At 47.1% G+C, this 20,666-nt stretch carries 12 protein-coding genes, 1 tRNA gene and 1 pseudogene; 4 read left to right on the top strand and 10 right to left on the bottom strand.

The features are described from left to right. The first annotated feature begins 41 nt into the window (after positions 1–41). On the top strand, positions 42–959 hold the full coding sequence (locus FBY58_RS01295; protein ID WP_141919133.1) for a MurR/RpiR family transcriptional regulator: 918 nt from the start codon (positions 42–44) through the stop codon (positions 957–959). Between the two features lie 87 nt (positions 960–1,046). Further along, positions 1,047–2,413 (top strand): annotated as a pseudogene (locus FBY58_RS01290) (L-serine ammonia-lyase). 23 nt (positions 2,414–2,436) lie between these two features. Here FBY58_RS01290 and FBY58_RS01285 read toward each other — a convergent pair. The 5 genes from FBY58_RS01285 to FBY58_RS01265 all read right to left on the bottom strand — a co-directional run bounded on the left by FBY58_RS01285 (position 2,437) and on the right by FBY58_RS01265 (position 8,873). After that, positions 2,437–4,818 carry a TonB-dependent siderophore receptor gene (locus FBY58_RS01285; RefSeq protein ID WP_141919132.1) on the bottom strand — a complete coding sequence of 794 codons (2,382 nt, stop codon included), beginning with the start codon at positions 4,816–4,818 and terminating at the stop codon, positions 2,437–2,439. Positions 4,819–5,296: 478 nt separating this feature from the next. Further along, a tRNA-Glu gene (locus tag FBY58_RS01280) sits at positions 5,297–5,372 on the bottom strand. 58 nt (positions 5,373–5,430) lie between these two features. Further along, the gene (locus FBY58_RS01275; RefSeq protein WP_141919131.1) at positions 5,431–6,759 is read right to left on the bottom strand and encodes a 3-deoxy-7-phosphoheptulonate synthase class II; all 1,329 of its coding nucleotides are present in this window, start codon (positions 6,757–6,759) and stop codon (positions 5,431–5,433) included. 91 nt (positions 6,760–6,850) lie between these two features. After that, positions 6,851–8,401: a cysteine--tRNA ligase gene (gene cysS, locus FBY58_RS01270; protein WP_141919130.1), complete on the bottom strand. Its 1,551-nt coding sequence runs from the start codon at positions 8,399–8,401 to the stop codon at positions 6,851–6,853. Positions 8,402–8,633: 232 nt separating this feature from the next. After that, positions 8,634–8,873, bottom strand: a complete 240-nt coding sequence (locus FBY58_RS01265; protein WP_141919129.1) for a hypothetical protein — start codon at positions 8,871–8,873, stop codon at positions 8,634–8,636. A 735-nt stretch (positions 8,874–9,608) separates the two neighbouring features. On the opposite strand from FBY58_RS01265, the gene ettA reads away from it, so the two are divergent. Next, positions 9,609–11,291, top strand: a complete 1,683-nt coding sequence (ettA, locus tag FBY58_RS01260) for an energy-dependent translational throttle protein EttA (protein WP_141919128.1) — start codon at positions 9,609–9,611, stop codon at positions 11,289–11,291. Positions 11,292–11,563: 272 nt separating this feature from the next. Here ettA and ahcY read toward each other — a convergent pair whose 3' ends face one another. Further along, positions 11,564–12,958, bottom strand: a complete 1,395-nt coding sequence (gene ahcY, locus FBY58_RS01255) for an adenosylhomocysteinase (RefSeq protein ID WP_141919127.1) — start codon at positions 12,956–12,958, stop codon at positions 11,564–11,566. A gap of 381 nt (positions 12,959–13,339) precedes the next feature. Here ahcY and ispG point away from each other — a divergent pair, with 381 nt between their 5' ends. Further along, positions 13,340–14,473 carry a flavodoxin-dependent (E)-4-hydroxy-3-methylbut-2-enyl-diphosphate synthase gene (gene ispG / locus FBY58_RS01250; RefSeq protein WP_141919126.1) on the top strand — a complete coding sequence of 378 codons (1,134 nt, stop codon included), beginning with the start codon at positions 13,340–13,342 and terminating at the stop codon, positions 14,471–14,473. 157 nt (positions 14,474–14,630) lie between these two features. Here ispG and FBY58_RS01245 read toward each other — a convergent pair whose 3' ends face one another. The 4 genes from FBY58_RS01245 to tkt all read right to left on the bottom strand — a co-directional run bounded on the left by FBY58_RS01245 (position 14,631) and on the right by tkt (position 20,662). Continuing rightward, entirely contained in the window at positions 14,631–15,545 is a 915-nt protein-coding gene (locus FBY58_RS01245; protein WP_141919125.1) for a class I fructose-bisphosphate aldolase, read from the bottom strand. Between the two features lie 647 nt (positions 15,546–16,192). Next, on the bottom strand, positions 16,193–17,386 hold the full coding sequence (locus tag FBY58_RS01235; RefSeq protein ID WP_141919124.1) for a phosphoglycerate kinase: 1,194 nt from the start codon (positions 17,384–17,386) through the stop codon (positions 16,193–16,195). 225 nt (positions 17,387–17,611) lie between these two features. Further along, a complete protein-coding gene (gene gap / locus FBY58_RS01230) occupies positions 17,612–18,625 on the bottom strand; it encodes a type I glyceraldehyde-3-phosphate dehydrogenase (RefSeq protein ID WP_141919123.1) in 1,014 nt (337 codons plus the stop codon). Between the two features lie 45 nt (positions 18,626–18,670). Further along, positions 18,671–20,662, bottom strand: a complete 1,992-nt coding sequence (gene tkt, locus FBY58_RS01225; RefSeq protein ID WP_141919122.1) for a transketolase — start codon at positions 20,660–20,662, stop codon at positions 18,671–18,673. Positions 20,663–20,666: the final 4 nt, after the last annotated feature.

Raw genomic sequence — 20,666 nt, 5'->3', positions numbered from 1 at the left:
TTTGCAAAGAATTTTATGTTAACAAATATTGCAAGCATCGCATGAAAGCGCATAAAGTAAAAAAAGATACATCAAATCTCGCTATTCTAATTCATCAGGCGTCAGAAAATTTCACGCAGGCTGAAAGGCGAATTGCTCAGATATTATTTGCCAGTGACATGATGGCTGGTTTGGAAACCGTGGCAAAGCTGGGGGCAAAGGCTAAAGTCAGCGGACCGACCGTGTTACGTTTTGTTTCAAAACTGGGTTTTGGTAGCTTTCCAGAATTCCAAGCCTGTCTGCGTACCGAGTTATATCAGAAACTCATTTACAATACGCCACAGGCTCAAGACGACGCCCATAATCACGTTAGCGATAATCCCGCCGTTTCTTCAGTTCTTCAGGAAGCTGACACTTTCTTTGAAAACTGCATGCACAGAACCCTACAGCGGATTAACGCCTGCGAATTAGAAGATGTCACCGAACTTCTGGCTGACTGCTCGCGCAATGTCTATATCGTCGGCAATCATTTAACGCATCCGATCGCCGAATTATTTTGGTATCAACTGCATAAATTGCGCCCACGCACCCATCTGGTGCAAAATAACGCCTTCACACCCTATGAGCAGCTCATAGACAGCGGAAGACGGGATATTCTGCTGCTGTTTGATATCTGTCATTATCAAGAAGAGATCGCCCTATTGGCTGATCAGGCGCATCAAAAACGGACTTCGATTATTCTGATCACGGATCCGAAATTATCGCCCGTTTCGCGTTTGGCGCATCATGTGTTGACCTGTGACTTTACACTTTTCACGTCACATGAATCTCTGGTGCCTTGCTTGGTCATGGTTGAATTGCTGGCGGCATCGCTTGAAAAAAAGCTGGGGGCGGATGCCGTTATCAGACAACAGAATATAGAAAAATCAGAACAGGATTTAAAAGAAAAGCATCTTTTTCCTCGCCCACTACAAGGCTAAGAAAATATCTTTTCTTTTTGATAAAGTTTTAAAAAAGCTGCTTTTTTTGAACCCATTTATCTACTACCTATTCAAATAGGAGATAATATGGTTAGCAGCGTTTTCGAATTATTCAAAATCGGTATCGGCCCTTCTTCATCCCATACAATGGGGCCTATGACAGCAGCGGCTGATTTCATCGCAGCATTGGATAAAAAACAGGTCAGCCGAATTGTCGTCACGCTTTTCGGCTCCTTGGCGTTAACCGGACGCGGCCATGCTACCGATCGGGCAATTTTGTTGGGGCTTTCGGGTGAAAGACCTGATCAGGTCAATGTCGATGACATCGAACCTATCATTGACCGCATCCAACAAGAAAAAACGCTGCAATTTGCTGACGGCCTTTCTATTCCGTTCGATCCAGAAAAAGACATTCTCTGGGAAAGAAAAAACGGTTATCTTTCCACTCTAATGCAATGCATTTTGTGGCCTATAACCATAGCGGCCATATTCTCCTTGAAAACACAGCCTATTCTATAGGCGGCGGTACCATTATCGAACGCCCTCCCGAAACAGGGGAAGAGGCAAAACTTCCAGAACTGGATCTACCATACCCCTATCATTCAGCACGGGATCTGCTGGAAATCGCCATCGAAACCGGTCTATCGATTGCCGATATCCAACGCCAAAATGAATTAGCCACCCTCACAGAAGAAGAACTGTCACAAGGTATCGCTCATATTGCCGAAACCATGGAAGGCTGCATTGAACGGGGTATGTGTGAAACCGGTGTGCTTCCTGGTGGTTTACGAGTTAGACGGCGTGCCCCGGCCCTTTATGCGCGATTAAAAGCCATTCATAGCGATCGAGCCATTGATCCTTTGGCCGCACTCGACTGGATCAATCTTTGGGCTTTGGCGGTTAATGAAGAAAACGCTTCCGGTGGTCGAATTGTGACGGCACCGACAAATGGCGCGGCTGGAATCATTCCGGCCGTATTGCGCTATTATCGCCGTTTTATTCAAGGCGACACTGAAAGAGGCATTGAAAAATTCTTGCTCACTGCGACCGCAATTGGCGCTCTTTTCAAAGAAAATGCCTCAATATCTGGGGCTGAAGTAGGATGTCAGGGGGAAGTCGGGGTTGCCTGCTCAATGGCTGCTGCCGGTTTTGCAGCCGCCCTTGATGCCTCTCCACGCCAGATCGAAAACGCCGCTGAAATCGGCATGGAACATAATTTGGGTTTAACCTGCGATCCGATTGGCGGATTGGTGCAGGTGCCTTGCATCGAACGTAATGCGGTCGGTGCTATTAAAGCTATCGAGGCCGCGCGGCTGGCTATGATCGGGGATGGCAACCATCGTGTCAGTTTAGATCAGGTTATCGAAACAATGCGCCGGACGGGTCTCGATATGAATGCCAATTACAAAGAAACTTCACAGGGAGGATTAGCTCTTAACATCGTTGAATGTTAAAGAGCCACCCTCCCCATATTTTATTAGAACGAGTTATGAACCGAGAACATGAAGCTTCTCGGGGTGCCATAATAGTTATAATAATTGACGTTACCCAAACGGCTATAATAGCGGGTATCGCTCAGGTTGTTGACGGTCACTGAAATCTCAAATTTCGGGCTAAGCTGGTATCCGATTTGCGCGGAACCAATAATGTAACCCGGTTGAGTGACAGTGCGCGTCGTGCCGAAAGTAGAACTTTGGGCATTAAGACCACCACCAAAGCTTAAAATATTCTTGTCGGTAGATTTGCCTAAAGCAAAGCGATAATGCGTCCATAATTTGAACAAATGGGCGGGCGTATTGGCAGTATAGCGTGAGCCAACGACCAGATCATCGCCGCCTTTCATGACGCGGTTATCGTTATAGGTGTAACCAAAATTGATATCGAGGCCTTTCATAGGCTGCCCGATAATTTCGGTATCAAATCCCTGACTACGCACCAAGCCAGCCGCAATCCAGCAGGTAGAAGTTTGCGATGGACCACAATCCATCCGACCATCAGGAGAAGCTTGGGTCAAGTTATGCTGCATGATGCGATAAGCGGCAAAACTAGCATGCAGCTTTCCACGGAACCATGAGCCCTTGATACCAGCTTCCATTTGCTGACCTTGCAATGGCTTAACCCGATCACCGGATTCCGTATAGCCACCCTGAGGCGAGAAAATATCGGTATAGCTGAAATAAGACGTCAGATCTGACGTCATATGCCAAACGATACCCGCATAAGGCGTCAACTGGTTGCCGACATGCTGCTGGGTTTTCGTTGGCGTTCCCGCCACCAAATTTTTCAGCTTATAGGTATAACTGCTCATTCTGCCGCCCAACAGAATTTGCACAGGTTTGATGACTTCAATCTGGGCAGATGCATATAAACCTTTTTGGACAAAAGGCTCTCTATAATAAGAGGTTAATCCCGTCGGCAGCAAATTCTGCGGCAAAACAGGATTAAAGATATCCTGATTGGTCAGCTGAGGATATTTGCTGTAACTCGCGGAACTACTGCCATCTCTTTCAAGATTGTAGCTGTAGTTAGCGCCCACCAAGAAAATATGCTTACGGTTAAATAAATGGACAGGGCCAGTTATATACAGATCAGCATCATCATATCTTTCCTTATCAACGGCGTTGTATAAAGAAAAATTACTCTTCATCGTTTGCGTATTCAGCTTGCTCAGCAAGCTATATTCTTGCGAACTGTTGGTATAACGATGACGTCCAGCCAAACGAACCTGCCAACCTTTTCCAAGATGACGCTCAAAATCAGCAGACAATTCATACATAGGTGACCGGCTCTGATTCCAGCTGGCACCAACATAGCTTGAAACCGGCAGATTAAGATCGGAACCATCGCTGGCACGCGGCAAGCCCATGAAACGGGTCGTTCTATTTTTTTGACCAGTTGCAGTAAGCGTTAAGGTCGTTTTTTCATCGAAATGGAAGTCAATGGCGCCATATCCGGTCCAACGCTGATCATGACCGGGTTTATAGAAATAATCCTGACTGGAGCCAGCCATAACAATACGGCCATTGATGGTGCCTGATTTATTCAGCGGACCCGTAACATCGAAATACCCATGCAGGTTATTCCATGAACCCACCGATCCTCCGGTTTCGACATGGAATTTATTCAAAGGCCGTTTGTGCACCATGTTGATCACACCACCGGGTGATCCACCCCCTTGGAAAATACCGTCAGGTCCACGCAAAATTTCCATTCGATCATAAATATTAAGATCGAATTGCTGCGCAAACGAAGTACCCCCAAAAGACGGAATACTGTCAAATTGGGTATTCATAGAATAACCACGAGACATAAATCCCGAGGTGCCGTCACCGTAATTATTCACGGTCACACCAGGAACCTGATTCAACGCCTCATTAACCGTATTCAAATTCTGATCCAGCATCTGCTGCTTCGTCATCACAGAAACAGACTGCGGAATATCTTCCAATCGCTGAACCCGTTTACCAATGGTAACCCCCCTAACAGCATAGCTGTTGCTACCATCAGTCGTCGCTTTTGGGCGATCGGCTTCAACAATTAAATCACGAATAGACAGGTTATCATCATCGGACATGTTATTATGCCCGTGATGGTCATGCGGATGATCTTGACGATGCTTGTCTCCATGGTCAAATCGGCCTTGACCATCATGATGATGGCGATGACGTCTTGCTTCCATGGAATGGTCAGATGCCGCAGAATTGGCATCTTCATGTTCTGCCGTTCTCTGAAGATATGATGCATCTTCAGCGAAAACAGCCGTCGGTATCATTCCCAAACAAAAACTGGGAAGTAACCAATGTATATTACGCCGTAAAAAGGAATAAGGACTGCTACGATATGGCTCCGAAAAACTCATAGACAAAACCTTCGTGATTAAAGGTTTATGGAATTTTGAAACGGCAGCAGAGCATTTTTGGTGTACATAACTTTCCCCCTAAAAAATGTATTACATTGAAATAGAAATACACAATCCCACCCAACAACAACAATTTGTAACACGGACAAATAACATTAGGTAATGAGAATAATTTATTATTTATCAATTGATATTGAAAATCAATATCAATTTTAAAGAGGGTTCTAAACAACCATAATCAAAAAACACAAAACAACAAAAAATAATGCGATTCTATGCAATAGATTGAAACTAAATATTTTTTTTGAAAAGAAGTTGTTTTTCAGGCGTTAAAAATACGAAAAAAAAGATCACCCTCAAAAATTCGGGGAACGAACTATACTTATCGCTTTTTCAAAAGCAAACAAAACTTTAAAACACAAAGCTGTATTCTAAAGTCTATTTATTATGAAAATAAATTAAAGGGTAAAATATAACATGGTGATCCCTACGGGAATCGAACCCGTGTTTTCGCCGTGAGAGGGCGACGTCCTAGACCGCTAGACGAAGGGACCAGCAGAGAAGCGCGGGATAGTCCACCCCGCCCTTCTCGTCAACTATAATAAAGGTAATCTAGAAGAAATCGGCAATCTGGAAAGCCATTTCTAACGCCTGATCACGGCTTAAACGCGGATCACAATGCGTTAAATAACGACGCTTCAAATCTTCTTCGCTCAACTCGGCACTGCCGCCGACGCATTCGGTCACATCAAGGCCGGTCATTTCAAGATGAATACCACCCGCATAGGTGCCTTCAGCCTGATGAACAGCAAAGAAGCCTTTAACTTCGTCAAGGATACGCTCGAAAGGCCGCGTTTTCTGACCATCACTGGTCTGCGTGCCATTGCCATGCATCGGGTCACATATCCAGACAACCGGACGACCTTCTGCTTTAACCGCACGAACCAATTCAGGCAGATGCTTTTCGATCTTATTCGCGCCATAGCGGGTGATTAAGGTAATGCGACCTGCTTCACGGGTCGGATCCAGAACATCCAACAAACGCAGCAATTCGTCAGGTTCCAGATTGGGGCCACATTTCAGACCGATCGGGTTATCAACCCCACGCAAAAATTCGACATGAGCCGAACCTTCGAAACGGGTGCGATCACCAATCCACAGGAAATGACCAGAAGTGGCATAATCCAGCCCATAGTCACAGTCGCTGCGCACCATTGCCTCTTCATAAGGCAGATGCAAAGCCTCGTGGCTCGTAAAGCAAGGATCAGCATAGCCTTTACCGAAACCACCACAGCCCTGGGCAAAACGGAAGGAATCGCCCATTTCGTCAACCAGACCGCGCCAGGAATCTTCAGCCCATGAACGGCTATTGACGAAGTCGTTCAGACCATTGAAGGCATATTCCCATTTATCGTCACCGGCTTGGGTATAAGCACGGATCAAATTCAAAGTAATGGCGGCTTGGGCATGACCGGTCAAAAGACGGTCAGGATCAGGGATACGGGCTTCTTCGGTAAAGCTAATGCCATTAACATTATCACCGCGATAGCTTGGCAAAGAAACGCCATTCCGTTCTTCCATATTGGATGAACGAGGTTTAGCGAATTGCCCAGCGATCCGTCCAATACGGACAACCGGCTTTCCAGACGCATAGGCGATAACCGTATTCATCCATAACAGAGCCGACAAAGTCGCCCGAACGGATTCAGCAGAAAAGTCGCGGAAGCTTTCGGCGCAGTCACCACCTTGGACAATAAAAGCTTTGCCCTTGGCGACATCAGCCAGTTTTTCTTTCAACAGTCGGGCTTCTGAACCCAAAACCAAAGGTGGGTAAGAAGATAACTGATCTAACACTTTATCCAGTTTATCGTTATCCGGATAAGAAGGTAACTGCCGCGCTTCAAAATCGCGCCAACTATCTGGCGTCCACTCTGTTACCATTATTATTCCTTTCAAGCTGCGCAAAGTCGGTTCATCAGGTTTATATTCGGCAGATATCACTCTATTTAGAGGACAACCCCGAAAAAGAAACTCAGGCATTCCATTGCGGTCGCCATTCCCACCCCAAAGGATCACCGTCAAGAACGTCAATACCGGCCTCGGAAAGACGATCTCTGATCGCATCCGACGCAGCGAAATCTTTTTCTTTCCGTTTAATCTGCCGTTCTTCCAATAAAGCCAAAACGTTATTTTCCAGTAAAGATGCGTTTTTGGGGCGCATATTCAGGCTTGCCCGATCCAGATGCAAAAGATTGAGTCCCAATATCATGTCCATAGAGGCAATCAATCTCAACTGCTCTTCCGGTTGTAATTTTTTATTACCAAGCGTCTCTTCTAACAAAGGCAAAGCCTGCGGCAACATCAGATCATTGGAAACTGCCTGATCAAAACGTTCTAATATTGCCAAAGCCTCTTTTTTCAACGGAGTCTCAATCAACTCACGCTGATAATCAAGCGGAGCACCCTTGCTATAAGACCTTTCATCAAAAGCCCGCAACCAATCCGGCTCGGTTTCAGAACCCGTCTTTTTCTGTATTTTCTTTTTCAGCTGACCAACCCCGATCACCAACCGCTTTAAACGGGTCAGAGCAGCCAGAATATTATCCTGTGAAAATTCCAGTTCCGAACGGTAATGGGCTGACAGGCATAATACCCGATAAGCCAAAGGATGAATACCCGCTTCTATCAAAGTAGAAAGGGTCAGGAAAGAACCCTTCGACTTCGACATCTTACCGCTACGATCAACCAGAAAATTGTTGTGCAGCCAGAAATTAGCACCTGTTTTTTTATCATCACCAGTGAACGCCTGATTCTGGGCGATTTCATTGCAATGATGAATTTCGCGATGATCGATACCGCCGGTATGGATATCGAATTGCTCGCCCAGATATTTCATGCTCATCACCGAGCATTCAAGATGCCAGCCGGGCGCACCCAAACCCCAAGGCGATATCCATTCCATCTGGCGCTTTTCACCTTCGGCAGAACGCCGCCATAAAGCGAAATCAGCCGGATGCTTCTTACCCGCAACCGTATCAATCCGTCCGACACCTTCTTCTTCACGGTGACCGGCTAGCAAACCATAATCTTTCAGGCGGCTGGTATCAAAATAAAGCCCGCTATCCAGCAAATAGGTAAATCCGGCAGCTTCAATCTTGCGAGCAAAGGCAATCATATCTTCAATATGATCGGTCGCAATGCTCCAGATGGTAGGATTAAAGATATTAAGGTTTTTCAAATCCTGCCAAAAAGCTTCGGTATAAAAATGGGCGATATCCCAGATCGTCTTTTTGGCGCGATTGGCCGCAGCTTCCATTTTATCGTCACCAGTATCCGTGTCAGAAGTCAAATGTCCGACATCGGTGATATTGATAACATGGTTAACCGGATAGCTTTTCCAATTCAGCATCCGCCGCAAGCTATCGGTAAAGACATACGCCCGTAAATTTCCAAGATGGGCAAAATTATAAACAGTCGGGCCACAGCTATAAAGACGCACACGCTCCGGATCGATGGGGGTAAAAGGTTCGATCGTTCTGGAAAGGCTGTTAAAAAACAGAATCGGTGCGGAAGGCTTGGCCATCTGTCGTCCCTAATAGATAAAAAACTGTCGTATTCTTGAATATGAGGAGGAAGAGAAAAGGTTAAAGCCCTCTTCGCCTCAATGACAAGACCGAATGGCTTTTACCCGTTTTTATGCCAGATATATACATAGAATAAGGCGGGCATCTAACAGATACCCGCCTAAAATTCTGTATTGATATAAACCGCAGATTTTTTCTGCTGTTTATATCAAGTAAGGAAGAAAAAGCCGATTACTTACCGACTTTGTTCTTCAGACCTTCAGCAGCAGCTGCGGTCACATTGTCAACGCTTTCAGCAGCGTTGGCAGCAGCCGAGCTAACGTCGGTTGCGAAGTTGTCGATTGCACCGTTATCAACGGAAACAACGGTGTTGTCCGTGCCGTTGGCGGTTTCAGTGTTTTCAGCCGGTTTGTTGCAAGCAGCAACAGCCATCAGACCGGCGGCGGCAAAAATGATGCCAAGCTTCTTCATGAGAGTAGCTCCAGTTTTGTTAATAACGGGCCCGGTCCGAAACGCCGTGCCCCATTGGCTCCCAATAGCGATTCATTTCCAATAATCAATCAGGAAGAAAGCCTTTTCGACCTCTATTGGTCGCAAATTTATGATTTCGAGGCAAAAAAGCTACAAAATAGAAGAAGTTTTTTGAATATAAGCTGATTATGGACCCAACTAGTTCGATTTTATTTTTAAAATTTGGGTAAAAAATCATACTTCGAATAGTTTTCTACTCTCGAGTCAGAATCGGGACTCACAATAAAAAACTCTAAAGTTTCTTTATTGCTGTTTTTTTCTAGCGGGAATTACCTGTCGCTTTTGAAAGATATAAGGACATGGGTTTAAGACAAAATATTTCTGTCCTGTTTTTCCACCCTCATAACTTCACGACACTTTAAAAAACAATTTTTCCTGATAATGATATACTTAAGAAAAAATAACAAAAATCACCTACTGCTAAAAACATTAAATTACTTTTTTATGTAAAATAATTTCAAATAAAATTGAAAATTGCATCTTTGCTTGTGGAAATAAAGCATAGAATTTTATGTCGCTTATCTATACAGGGTAAGGGTGTTTTTCCGTCTTTCAAAAAACAATCTGACAAAAAACCTGATAACCGCATTTTTGGGTGAACAGGATTTGCCAATATAACAAAGCTTCGCTAATTTAGACGATATTTTCCCTTTTTCGCCAAATCTCGGAGACGTCATGGCCGTCCAGTATAGTTATGTCATGAAAGGTCTGACCAAGACTTTTCCCGGCGCTAAAAAACCTGTTCTAAACAATATTCACCTGCAATTCCTCCCAGGTACCAAAATCGCCATCATCGGTGTCAACGGTGCCGGTAAATCCACCCTGATGAAAATCATGGCCGGTATGGATACGGAATATCAGGGGGAAGCATGGGCTGCAGAAGGTATCAATGTCGGCTATCTGCCACAGGAACCGAATCTTGATCCCAATAAAGATGTCAAAGGCAATGTAATGGACGGCGTCCGCGAAACCGCGGATTTGGTCGACCGTTTCAATGAAATCTCCACGCTGATGGCAGATCCGCCTGCGGATGCCGATTTCGATGCGCTGATGACCGAAATGGGCGAATTGCAAGAACGGATTGATGCCGTTGATGGCTGGACATTGGATAACCAGCTGGAAATCGCAATGGAAGCGCTGCGCTGCCCGCCGGGTGATGCTGATGTAACCAAGCTTTCCGGTGGTGAACGCCGCCGTGTCGCTTTATGCCGCCTGTTGCTTGAAAAACCGGGTATCCTTCTGTTGGATGAACCGACCAACCATCTTGATGCCGAAAGCGTCGCATGGCTGGAAAATCATTTGAAAGAATATCCAGGTAACGTCATTCTGGTCACCCATGATCGCTACTTCCTTGATAATGTTGTGGGCTGGGTGCTTGAAATCGATCGTGGTCGCGGCATCCCGTTTGAAGGCAACTATTCTGCATGGTTAGAAGCCCAGTCCAAACGACTGGAGCAAGAAGAACGCGAAGAAGAAGGCCGTCAAAAGGCTATCCAGCAGGAACTGCAGTGGATCAGACAGAGCCCGAAAGCGCGCCAGACCAAAAGTAAAGCCCGTATCAAGGCCTTTGACGAATTGGTTGAAAAGCAGAATGATCGTCGTCCGGGTGCAGCCCAGATTATGATCCAGATTCCTGAACGGCTGGGAAGCAAGGTCATCGAAGCACGTGGTCTTACCAAAAGCTTTGGCGACAAAAAACTGTTCGAAGATTTAAGCTTTTCACTCCCACCGGGCGGTATCGTCGGTGTTATCGGTGCGAATGGTGCGGGTAAAACCACATTATTCAAATTGATTACCGGCCAAGAAAAGCCAGACGCGGGTGAAGTCGAAGTCGGCCCCACGGTTCAGCTCGGCTATGTCGATCAAAGCCGCGATCATCTTGATCCGAACAAGAATGTCTGGGAAGAAGTTTCAGACGGTCTTGATCGCTTCAACTTCGGTAAGCATGAAATCGCAACCCGCGCTTATGTCGGTGCCTTTAACTTCAAAGGCTCGGATCAGCAGAAAAAAGTTGGCCAGTTGTCCGGTGGTGAAAGAAACCGCGTTCATATGGCTAAAATGCTGAAAGAAGGCGGCAACGTTCTGTTGTTGGATGAACCGACCAACGATCTTGATGTTGAAACCTTGCGTGCTTTGGAAGAAGCCTTGGAAAACTTTGCTGGTTGCGCTGTGGTTATCAGCCATGACCGCTTCTTCCTCGATCGCTTAGCCACTCATATTCTCGCTTTTGAAGGCGACGGTCATGTCGAATGGTTCGAAGGCAACTTCGAATCCTACGAAGAAGACAAACGCCGCCGCTTTGGTGAAGCCGCTGACCGTGCCAGCGCCCAAGCCTATAAAAAGTTAACCCGTAACTAAACCAATAGCGAAGCTTTTTGTCCTGACCGGTTCTCCGGTCGGGACAGCTTCCTGTCCGATCTTAAATATCCTATAAGCATCTTGTCTATGCGATGTCTCCGGTTGTCCTAACCGCCCAAAACATCACCCAAATTCTCAAAATCTCCCTTACCTGAATAGGCAAATCTATTCCCAGCCGCATTTATACATAAAAAAAGAACCGGCCATAGAATGACCGGTTCCTTGTTATGGACTTTCGAAAAGCGGCATTAACCGCTCCCGAAATTCAAAAATTAATAACGGTAATGATCGGACTTGAAAGGTCCATTGACCGGAACACCGATATAATCAGCCTGCTTCTGGGTCAGCTTGCTCAAATGCACGCCCAATTTCGGAAGATGTAAGGCGGCAACCTTTTCATCCAAATGCTTCGGCAGCATATAAACATTTTTCTGATATTGATCGCTGTTGCAGAACAATTCGATCTGAGCCAACACCTGATTGGTGAAGCTTGCTGACATCACAAAGCTCGGATGACCCGTGGCACATCCCAGATTGACCAAACGGCCTTTAGCCAGAACGATAATTTCCTTATCATCTGGGAATTTGACCAGATCAACCTGCGGCTTAATTTCGTTCCATTCCATATTAGCCAGCGAACTAATCTGAATTTCACTATCGAAATGACCGATATTGCAGACAATCGCGTGATGCTTCATGGCACGCATGTGATCCAGCGTGATGATATCGGCATTACCAGTGCAGGTCACAAAGATATCGGCGCGCGGTGCCGCTTCTTCCAAGGTAACGACTTCATAGCCTTCCATCGCGGCCTGAAGCGCACAGATTGGATCGACTTCGGTTACCAAAACGCGAGCGCCACCATTCCGCAAGGAAGCAGCAGAACCCTTACCCACATCACCGAAACCGGCGACACAAGCGACCTTACCGGCCAACATCACATCGGTTGCACGACGGATGGCATCGACCAAAGATTCCTTACAACCATAAAGATTGTCGAATTTCGATTTGGTGACGGAATCATTGACGTTGATTGCTGGGAAAGGCAGCTCGCCCTTCTTTGAAATCTCATACAAACGATGAACGCCGGTGGTGGTTTCTTCGGAAACACCTTTAACCGTTTCTGCGGTTTTGGTCAGGAAGCCCGGGCTGGCTGCGACACGACGACGCACAACCTTCTGAAAGATTTCTTCTTCTTCATTTTCCGGAGCCGGGAATTCAATACCCGCTTCCAATTTTGCGCCCCATAAAATGAACATGGTTGCATCGCCACCATCGTCCAAAATCATGTTAGCGGTTTCGCCATTACCCCAATCGAAAATACGATCGACATAATCCCAATATTCTTCCAGTGACTCGCCCTTAACAGCAAATACCGGAATATTCTGTTCTGCAATCGCCGCTGCTGCGTGATCCTGCGTCGAGAAAATGTTGCAAGAAGCCCAACGTACTTCCGCGCCCAAATCGACCAGCGTTTCAATCAAAACAGCGGTCTGAATGGTCATATGCAAAGAACCGGTAATCCGAGCGCCTTTTAACGGCTTCTTCGCGGCATATTCTTCACGCAAAGCCATCAGGCCGGGCATTTCGCCTTCGGCAATATCGATTTCCTTACGGCCCCAACCGGCAAGGCTAATGTCACGGACAATATAAGGCTCATTGGCCATAGATGAAGTCTCCTAAGAAAAGGGTAATCGGCGATCAGATTTCAAAATATATCGGGCTGGCTCTATTCAGCCACATCATACCAGCAGATAAAGACGACATTTTTTAAACAACTCGGTTCAAACTGCTATTCTTATCTACTCGGAATTTTATAATCTCCCCCGGGCAGGGTAGCTGTACCGTGTCACAACCTGATCTGTAAATATTAAGAATATATAAATATAAATAATTCTTTATGTAAACCTGTAATCCTGTCCCCTCGCGCAGAAGGAAACGGTAAACTGTTGTAACTTCTCCATAGAATTTTGAATATTGCTTTCTTCTCTATCAAAAACCCCTTAGACGGTTGGTTTTATGCCCTTTTAGACGTATAGGCTTTGCATATGTCCATTCGTCCTTGGCGCCATATAGAGCGCCGCAAATCGCGCAAGATCATGGTTGGTAATGTCGCTGTCGGCGGAGATGCCCCGATCAGTGTTCAGACCATGACTAATACCCCGACCACAGATGCTCAGGCCACGATCGCCCAGATCAAACGCTGCGAAGCTGTTGGTGTTGACCTTGTTCGGGTGTCCTGCCCCGATAAAGAGTCCACTGCCGCTTTAAAGGACATCGTCCGCGCAGCAGAAGTGCCGATCATTGCGGATATCCATTTCCACTATAAACGGGCTTTGGAAGCTGCTGATGCAGGGGCTGCCTGCCTCCGTATCAATCCGGGTAATATCGGTTCTTCCGAACGGGTAGCCGAAGTTGTCCGGGCTGCAAAAGCCAATGGCTGCGCCATTCGTATCGGTGTGAATGCGGGTAGTCTCGAAAAAGAACTGTTGGAAAAATATGGTGAACCCTGCCCCGACGCTCTAGTCGAAAGCGCTTTAAACCATATCAAATTATTGCAAGATCAAGATTTCCACGAATTCAAAGTCGCTGTGAAGGCTTCTGATGTTTTCTTGGCTGTCGCTTCTTATAAAGCCTTGGCGAAAGCCGTTGATTGCCCGCTCCATTTAGGCATCACCGAAGCTGGTGGCCTGATCGGCGGCACGGTTAAATCGGCTTTGGGTATTGGTAATCTGTTATGGGACGGCATCGGTGATACCCTGCGTGTCTCCCTCTCGGCAGATCCAGAACAAGAAGTTCGGGTCGGTTACGATATTCTCAAGACATTAGATCTTCGGACGCGTGGCGTTCGGGTCGTCTCCTGCCCCAGCTGTGCCAGACAGGGCTTTGATGTTGTTAAAACGGTCAAGGCTTTGGAAGACAGACTGGCGCATATCTCAACGCCGCTTTCGCTGTCTATCTTGGGCTGTGTTGTGAATGGCCCTGGTGAAGCTCGGGAAACCGATATCGGCGTTACCGGTGGCGGTCATGGCAAGCATATGGTTTTCTTGTCAGGTGTCACCGACCACACGGTCGAAGATGCCAAAATGCTCGATCACATCGTCTCTTTGGTTGAAGCCAAGGCAGCCGAAATCGAAGCAGAAAAAGCTAAAGAAAAAGCGGCCGCAGTCGCCGCTGAATAACAATCTGACCTCTTACTATCCCTGCTCGTTTTCGGGCAGGGATAAAAAAGCTCACCCTTAATCATCTCTATTTTCTATTGATCCATAGACAGGCTGTTTTTCGCCTCAAAACACGGATTAAGATTATTTACCCTACCCGTTCGGCTTTTAATGCCGCTCAATCCTTTTTCTTATAAATATCGACAATCTTATCGACGAGCGCCAAGGCTTCTTCTCTTGAACGCTGGAAAACATTGCGTCCCATAATCGAACCATGACCACCGCCATCACGAATAGCTTCAGCTTCCCGAAAAAGTTCATCCGGTGTTTTGGCTTCACCGCCGGAAAAAACAACCATACGCCGTCCAGCAAAGGCGGATTCCATAATATGGGAAACGCGATTGGCGAGCGGAGCCCAGTCTTTTCCTGAATAAGCAGAAATCGCTTCAGGCTGTTCGATATGTGAAGTCGGCAATTTGACTTTGATAATATGACCACCGATCTGGGCAGCGATATGCACGGCATAGGCGCTCACATCCAAAGCGGTTTCACCTCTTTTGGTCAAACGCCCACCACGGGGATAGGCCCAAACAACCGTTGCCAGACCACATCTTTTGGCTTCTGCCGAAATATGGCGGAATTCTTCAATCTGTTCGAAAATAATATCAGAGCCGGGATAAATCGTAAAACCGACAGCCGAGCATCCCAATCTTAAAGCATCCCCAACACAGGAAGTCACAGCCTGATCGTTGACAGATGACCAACTATTGGAAGAATTCATTTTTAAAATCGTCGGGATTTGACCCGCAAATGTAGCCGCGCCGGTTTCCAGCATCCCAATCGGGGCAGCAAAGGCAGAAAACCCGCCATCAATCGCTAATTTATAATGATATTGGGGATCATATCCTGCAGGATTAGGATAAAAACTGCGTGCGGGGCCATGCTCCAAACCCTGATCGACTGGCAGAATAATCAGCTTGCCAGTTCCACCCAAGCGGCCATGATTCAAAATACGAGCAAGATTAGCCTTTGTCCCGGGATTATCACTTTCATAAAGATTAAGAATAGCTTTTACTTCGGGAGTAATAGACATCGCAGCGCTCCTTCCCTTGGGATATAAGGTAACAGCCCCAGCATATCTAGCTGTATCAGTAAAATAACGCTTTCGGCTGAAAACTCAATTTGACGGTTACCCGAGCAACTCTTTTTAACCTGATAAGAGAATCAGTCACCCGTTTTCTCTGTCATATAGAAAGATATTATAATGTTATAGCATCACAGATACAGAACTATCCGCTTTTGCGATAAAGTATTTTGAAGATTTTCTGGATAGATTTAATCTATCTATTATTCACGAAAATGAAATAGCGACGTTATTCAGGCAAAAATACAAAAATACAGATTAAAATAGCCACTATATTTTTAAATTATTTTTCTAAATAGTCACAATAAGATAACTAAAGAAACAATAATCATTTCAGCGGCCAACTTTTTTTATATCCAACCTCTACCCTTACTTTAGGTCGCAGGTCGCAGGTCGCAGGTCGCAGGTCGCAGGTCGCAGGTCGCAGGTCGCAGGTCGCAGGTCGCAGGTCGCAGGTCGCAGGTCGCAGGTCGCAGGTCGCAGGTTAATTTTTCCTAGCCCCAAAAGACAAACCAAAAATGCATCAAAACCCGAAAAAGATAAAAAAAGGGCGGCCAATAAGACCACCCTCTTTTCTTTAAAAGCGAACTTTTAAATTAAGCTTCTAAGGCTTTAACACCTGGCAGCTCTTTGCCTTCCATCCATTCAAGGAAAGCACCACCAGCGGTTGAGACAAAGCTAAAGTCTTTTGCCACACCAGCATGGTTAAGAGCGGCAACCGTGTCACCACCACCAGCAACAGAGATCAAGGAACCAGCCTTGGTCAAAGCAGCTGCCTGCTGAGCCAGAGCAACCGTAGCTTTATCGAAAGGTGCAATTTCAAAAGCACCCAACGGGCCATTCCAGACCAAGGTTTTGGAAGCTTTCAAAACTTCAGACAAAGCAACAACCGCTTTCGGGCCGACGTCGAGGATCATTTCGTCATCAGCAACTTCGTTAACCGGAATGGTCCGGATCGGCGGGTTAGCTTTGAATTCTTTTGCAACAACGACGTCGCTCGGAAGATGGATTTTGCAGCCCGTTTTTTCAGCAGCAGCGAAAATACCTTTAACGGTATCTTTCAGCTCATGCTCGCAAAGGGACTTACCAACATCAACACCCTGTGCGGCGAGGAAAGTATTGGCCATACCACCACCGATGATCAGATGGTCAACCTTGGCAACAAGGTTGGTCAGAACATCAAGCTTCGTGGAAACTTTGGCGCCACCAACAACGGCTGCGACCGGATGGGTCGGCTTGCCAAGAGCAGCTTCAAGAGCTTCTAATTCTTTCTGCATGGCACGACCAGCGAAAGCAGGCAATTTGTGAGCCAGACCTTCGGTCGAAACATGGGCGCGGTGAGCAGCCGAGAAAGCGTCATTGACATAGAAGTCACCAAGCTTGGCAACTTCAGCAGCCAAGGTCGGGTCATTCTTTTCTTCACCAGCATAGAAGCGGGTGTTTTCAAGAAGAGCAACGGCACCAGGATTCAGAGCATCAACGGCTTTAGAAGCAGCGTCACCCTTGATGTCATTGATGAAGTGAACCGGACGACCCAGAACGCCAGCCAGCGCATCTTTAATGCGAGCCAAGGACATTTCAGGATTCGGCTGACCTTTCGGACGACCGAAGTGAGCCAGAATAAGGACTTTTGCGCCTTTTTCTGCCAATTCATTAACTGTCGGGATCGCAGCGCGAAGACGGGTATCATCCGTAACGCGGTCGCCATCCATAGGAACGTTCAGATCTTCGCGAACGAGAACGCGCTTACCTTTAACGTCGCCAATATTATCTAATGTACGAAAACCCATTATATCCTCCTTTTGGCCGCCTTAAATCATAAAGCGGATCTGATAACGGAGACATCCTCCTTCGAGACCCGGTCATAACGGATTATGGGACAACAGGCCTGTATCAGGAGGTTAATGCTGTCACCGGCAAATAGGATTGCCGATTACAGGTAATTAAGAGGCATCCCGCCCCTCGTCACAAGGACAAAAAGCGGGATATCCTTTTTACCGATAAGATCGTTAAGACTAGAGAGTCTTAGCCATCTGAGCAGCGGTATCGACCATACGATTGGAGAAGCCCCATTCGTTATCATACCATGCAACAACGCGAGCCAGCTTACCTTCGAGAACGGCCGTTTCACGGCTGTCAACGGTGGAGCTATGCGGATCGGAATAGAAGTCACGGGAAACGAGGGGTTCGTCAGTGTAACCGAGAACGCCAGTCATATCACCGGTGTCAGCAGCGGCTTTAAGAACGCTGTTGATTTCTTCTGCAGTCGTGTCACGCTGCGGAACAAAGGTGAAGTCAACAAGGCTGACATCCGGGGTCGGTACGCGGATGGAGATACCATCGAGCTTACCTTTGAGTTCCGGGATCACGAGAGCAACAGCGCGGGCAGCACCGGTGCTGGTCGGGATCATGGAAGCGCTGGCCGTGCGAGCACGACGAAGGTCAGAATGGATCTGATCCAGAATGCGCTGATCGTTGGTGAAGCTGTGGACGGTGGTCATCAAACCACGGACGATACCGATCTTCTGCTGAAGAACGTGAAGAACCGGAGCCAAGCAGTTGGTCGTGCAAGATGCGTTAGAAACGATCTTGTCGTCTGCGGTCAGGTCTTTGTGGTTCACACCGAAAACAACGGTACGGTCAACCGCACCTTTGGCCGGAGCAGAAATCAGAACCTTCTTGGCACCTGCGGTCAGATGGGCAGAAGCTTTTTCGGTGTTGGTAAAGATACCCGTGCATTCCATCACGATATCAATGCCAAGTTTTTTGTGAGGCAGATTAGCCGGATCACGTTCAGCGGTGACAACAATTTTTTTGCCATCGATGACCATGTCGTTACCTTCAGTGGTAACGGTACCCGGATAGGTGCCATGCGCACTGTCACGCTTGAACAAGAAAGCGTTGCCTTCAACGCTACCCAGATCGTTGATCGTAACCAGTTCAAGTCCAGAATCCGGACGCGACAGAATTGCACGCGCAGCCAGACGGCCGATACGGCCGAAGCCATTAATCGCAACTTTAACCGCCATGTTTATTCTCCTACTTATAAGTAGCTATCATTCAGTAGCTATTTTTTAACGTGCCGACTTACCGGCGATCGCGGCCAACACCTTGTTCGTGATGCCGACTGCGGTCAAGCCGAAATGAGCATATAGATCATTCGCCGGGGCCGATGCACCAAAAACATCAATACCATAACGAAGACCATTTATTCCAGTATACCGTTCCCAACCAATTGTCGTCCCTGCTTCAATAGAAACGCGTAAAATTGTCGATTGAGGCTGATCGGGCAAAACGTCATTACGATAGGATTCAGGCTGTTGATCGAACAAGGTCCAACTTGGCATCGACACGACATCAGCCCCAAAACCAGCGGTTTCTAGGAGACTAGCGACCTCAACAGCCAAAGAAACTTCTGATCCGGTCGCCATTAGAATAACCCGTCTTTTGGCAACAGCCGAACGAAGACGATAAGCCCCTCTTGCAGAAAGATTTTCATCCGCTGATTCGCGCAGCAAGGGTAAATTTTGACGGGATAGAACCATCAATGAAGGCCCATCGATATTTTTTAAGGCTAGTTCCCAACATTCGGCAGTTTCAATCGAATCAGCAGGCCGGAAAACTCTCAAATCGGGAATCAGTCGTAATGACATCACCTGCTCGATCGGCTGATGAGTCGGCCCATCTTCGCCAACACCGATCGAATCATGGGTCATGACATAGACGACCCGCGTTTTTTGGAGCGCAGAAAGACGAATGGCCGGACGGCTATAATCAGAAAAGGCAAGGAACGTCCCACCATAAGGGATAACGCCCCCATGCAAGGCCATACCATTCATCACTGTGGACATGCCGAATTCACGGATACCGTAATGGATATAACGGCCTCCATAGTCATCAGATGATAAAGTGGTCATGCCTTTCGGCTTTGTATTATTGGACGGCGTCAAATCAGCCGACCCGCCAACTAACTCACTCACCTGACGTGTCAGAACACCCAAAGCTATTTCCGAAGCTTTACGGGTCGCCATAGGCATCGCTGCACTGATAATATTGTTCTTATGATCTGTCAGATCAAAATCCTGCGGCAGCTTGCCGTCAATGATTCTCAGGAATTCGTCTTTATCCTTATGGGCGTCCAGCCGTTCTTTCCACGCCTGATATTCATCGAGATTGCGGGTGCCGAGCTCTTTCCATTTTTTCAGGATATGACGCGGCACGGTAAAATCAGGACTGGTCCATTCCAACGCCTCGCGGGTCAACAAAATTTCTTCTTCACCCAAAGGCGTGCCATGTGCTGCCGCGGTGCCCTGTTTGCCGGGGGACCCATAACCAATCGTCGTCCGGCAAGCGATCAAAGAAGGCCGCGGATCAGCAATGGCTTCGTCCATCGCTTTGATGATCGATTCTGTATTATGACCATCGCAGGCGACCACATGCCAACCACAGGCACGATGGCGCGCCATCACGTCTTCTTTACGGGAAATTGTGACATCACCATCAATAGTGATACCGTTATCATCCCAGAGAACATTGAGGTTTCCTAGGCCGAGCCTAGCTGCAATCCCAACGACTTCATGGTTGATACCTTCCATCAAACAACCATCACCGGCGATCGTCCAAACGCGATGGTTGACGACATCTTCACCGAAGCGGGCTTTCAAATGACGCTCGGCCAAAGCCATACCGGCGGCCATACCAATACCTTGACCTAGAGGGCCCGTCGTGGCTTCCACACCGGGTAACAAGGTATTTTCCGGATGACCGGCACAGCGGCTTCCTATCTGGCGAAAATTCTTGATGTCATCCAAAGTCGGCTCATCATATCCGGTCAGATACAACAACGAATAAAGCAACATACAACCATGACCGCCAGACAAGACAAAACGGTCACGATCAGGCCAAGCCGGATCTTTGGGATTATATTTTAGATAACGACCAAATAAAATGGTTGCGACATCTGCCATACCCATCGGCAACCCCGGATGCCCGCTGTTAGCGGCCTGGATAGCATCCATCGACAAGGCACGAATGGCATTAGCGAGGTGTCGATACGGAACAGACATTACG

The organism is Zymomonas mobilis, assembly GCF_006715975.1.
GTDB classification, from domain to species: Bacteria; Pseudomonadota; Alphaproteobacteria; order Sphingomonadales; family Sphingomonadaceae; genus Zymomonas; species Zymomonas mobilis_B.
This window is presented reverse-complemented; position numbering and strand designations above follow the sequence as displayed.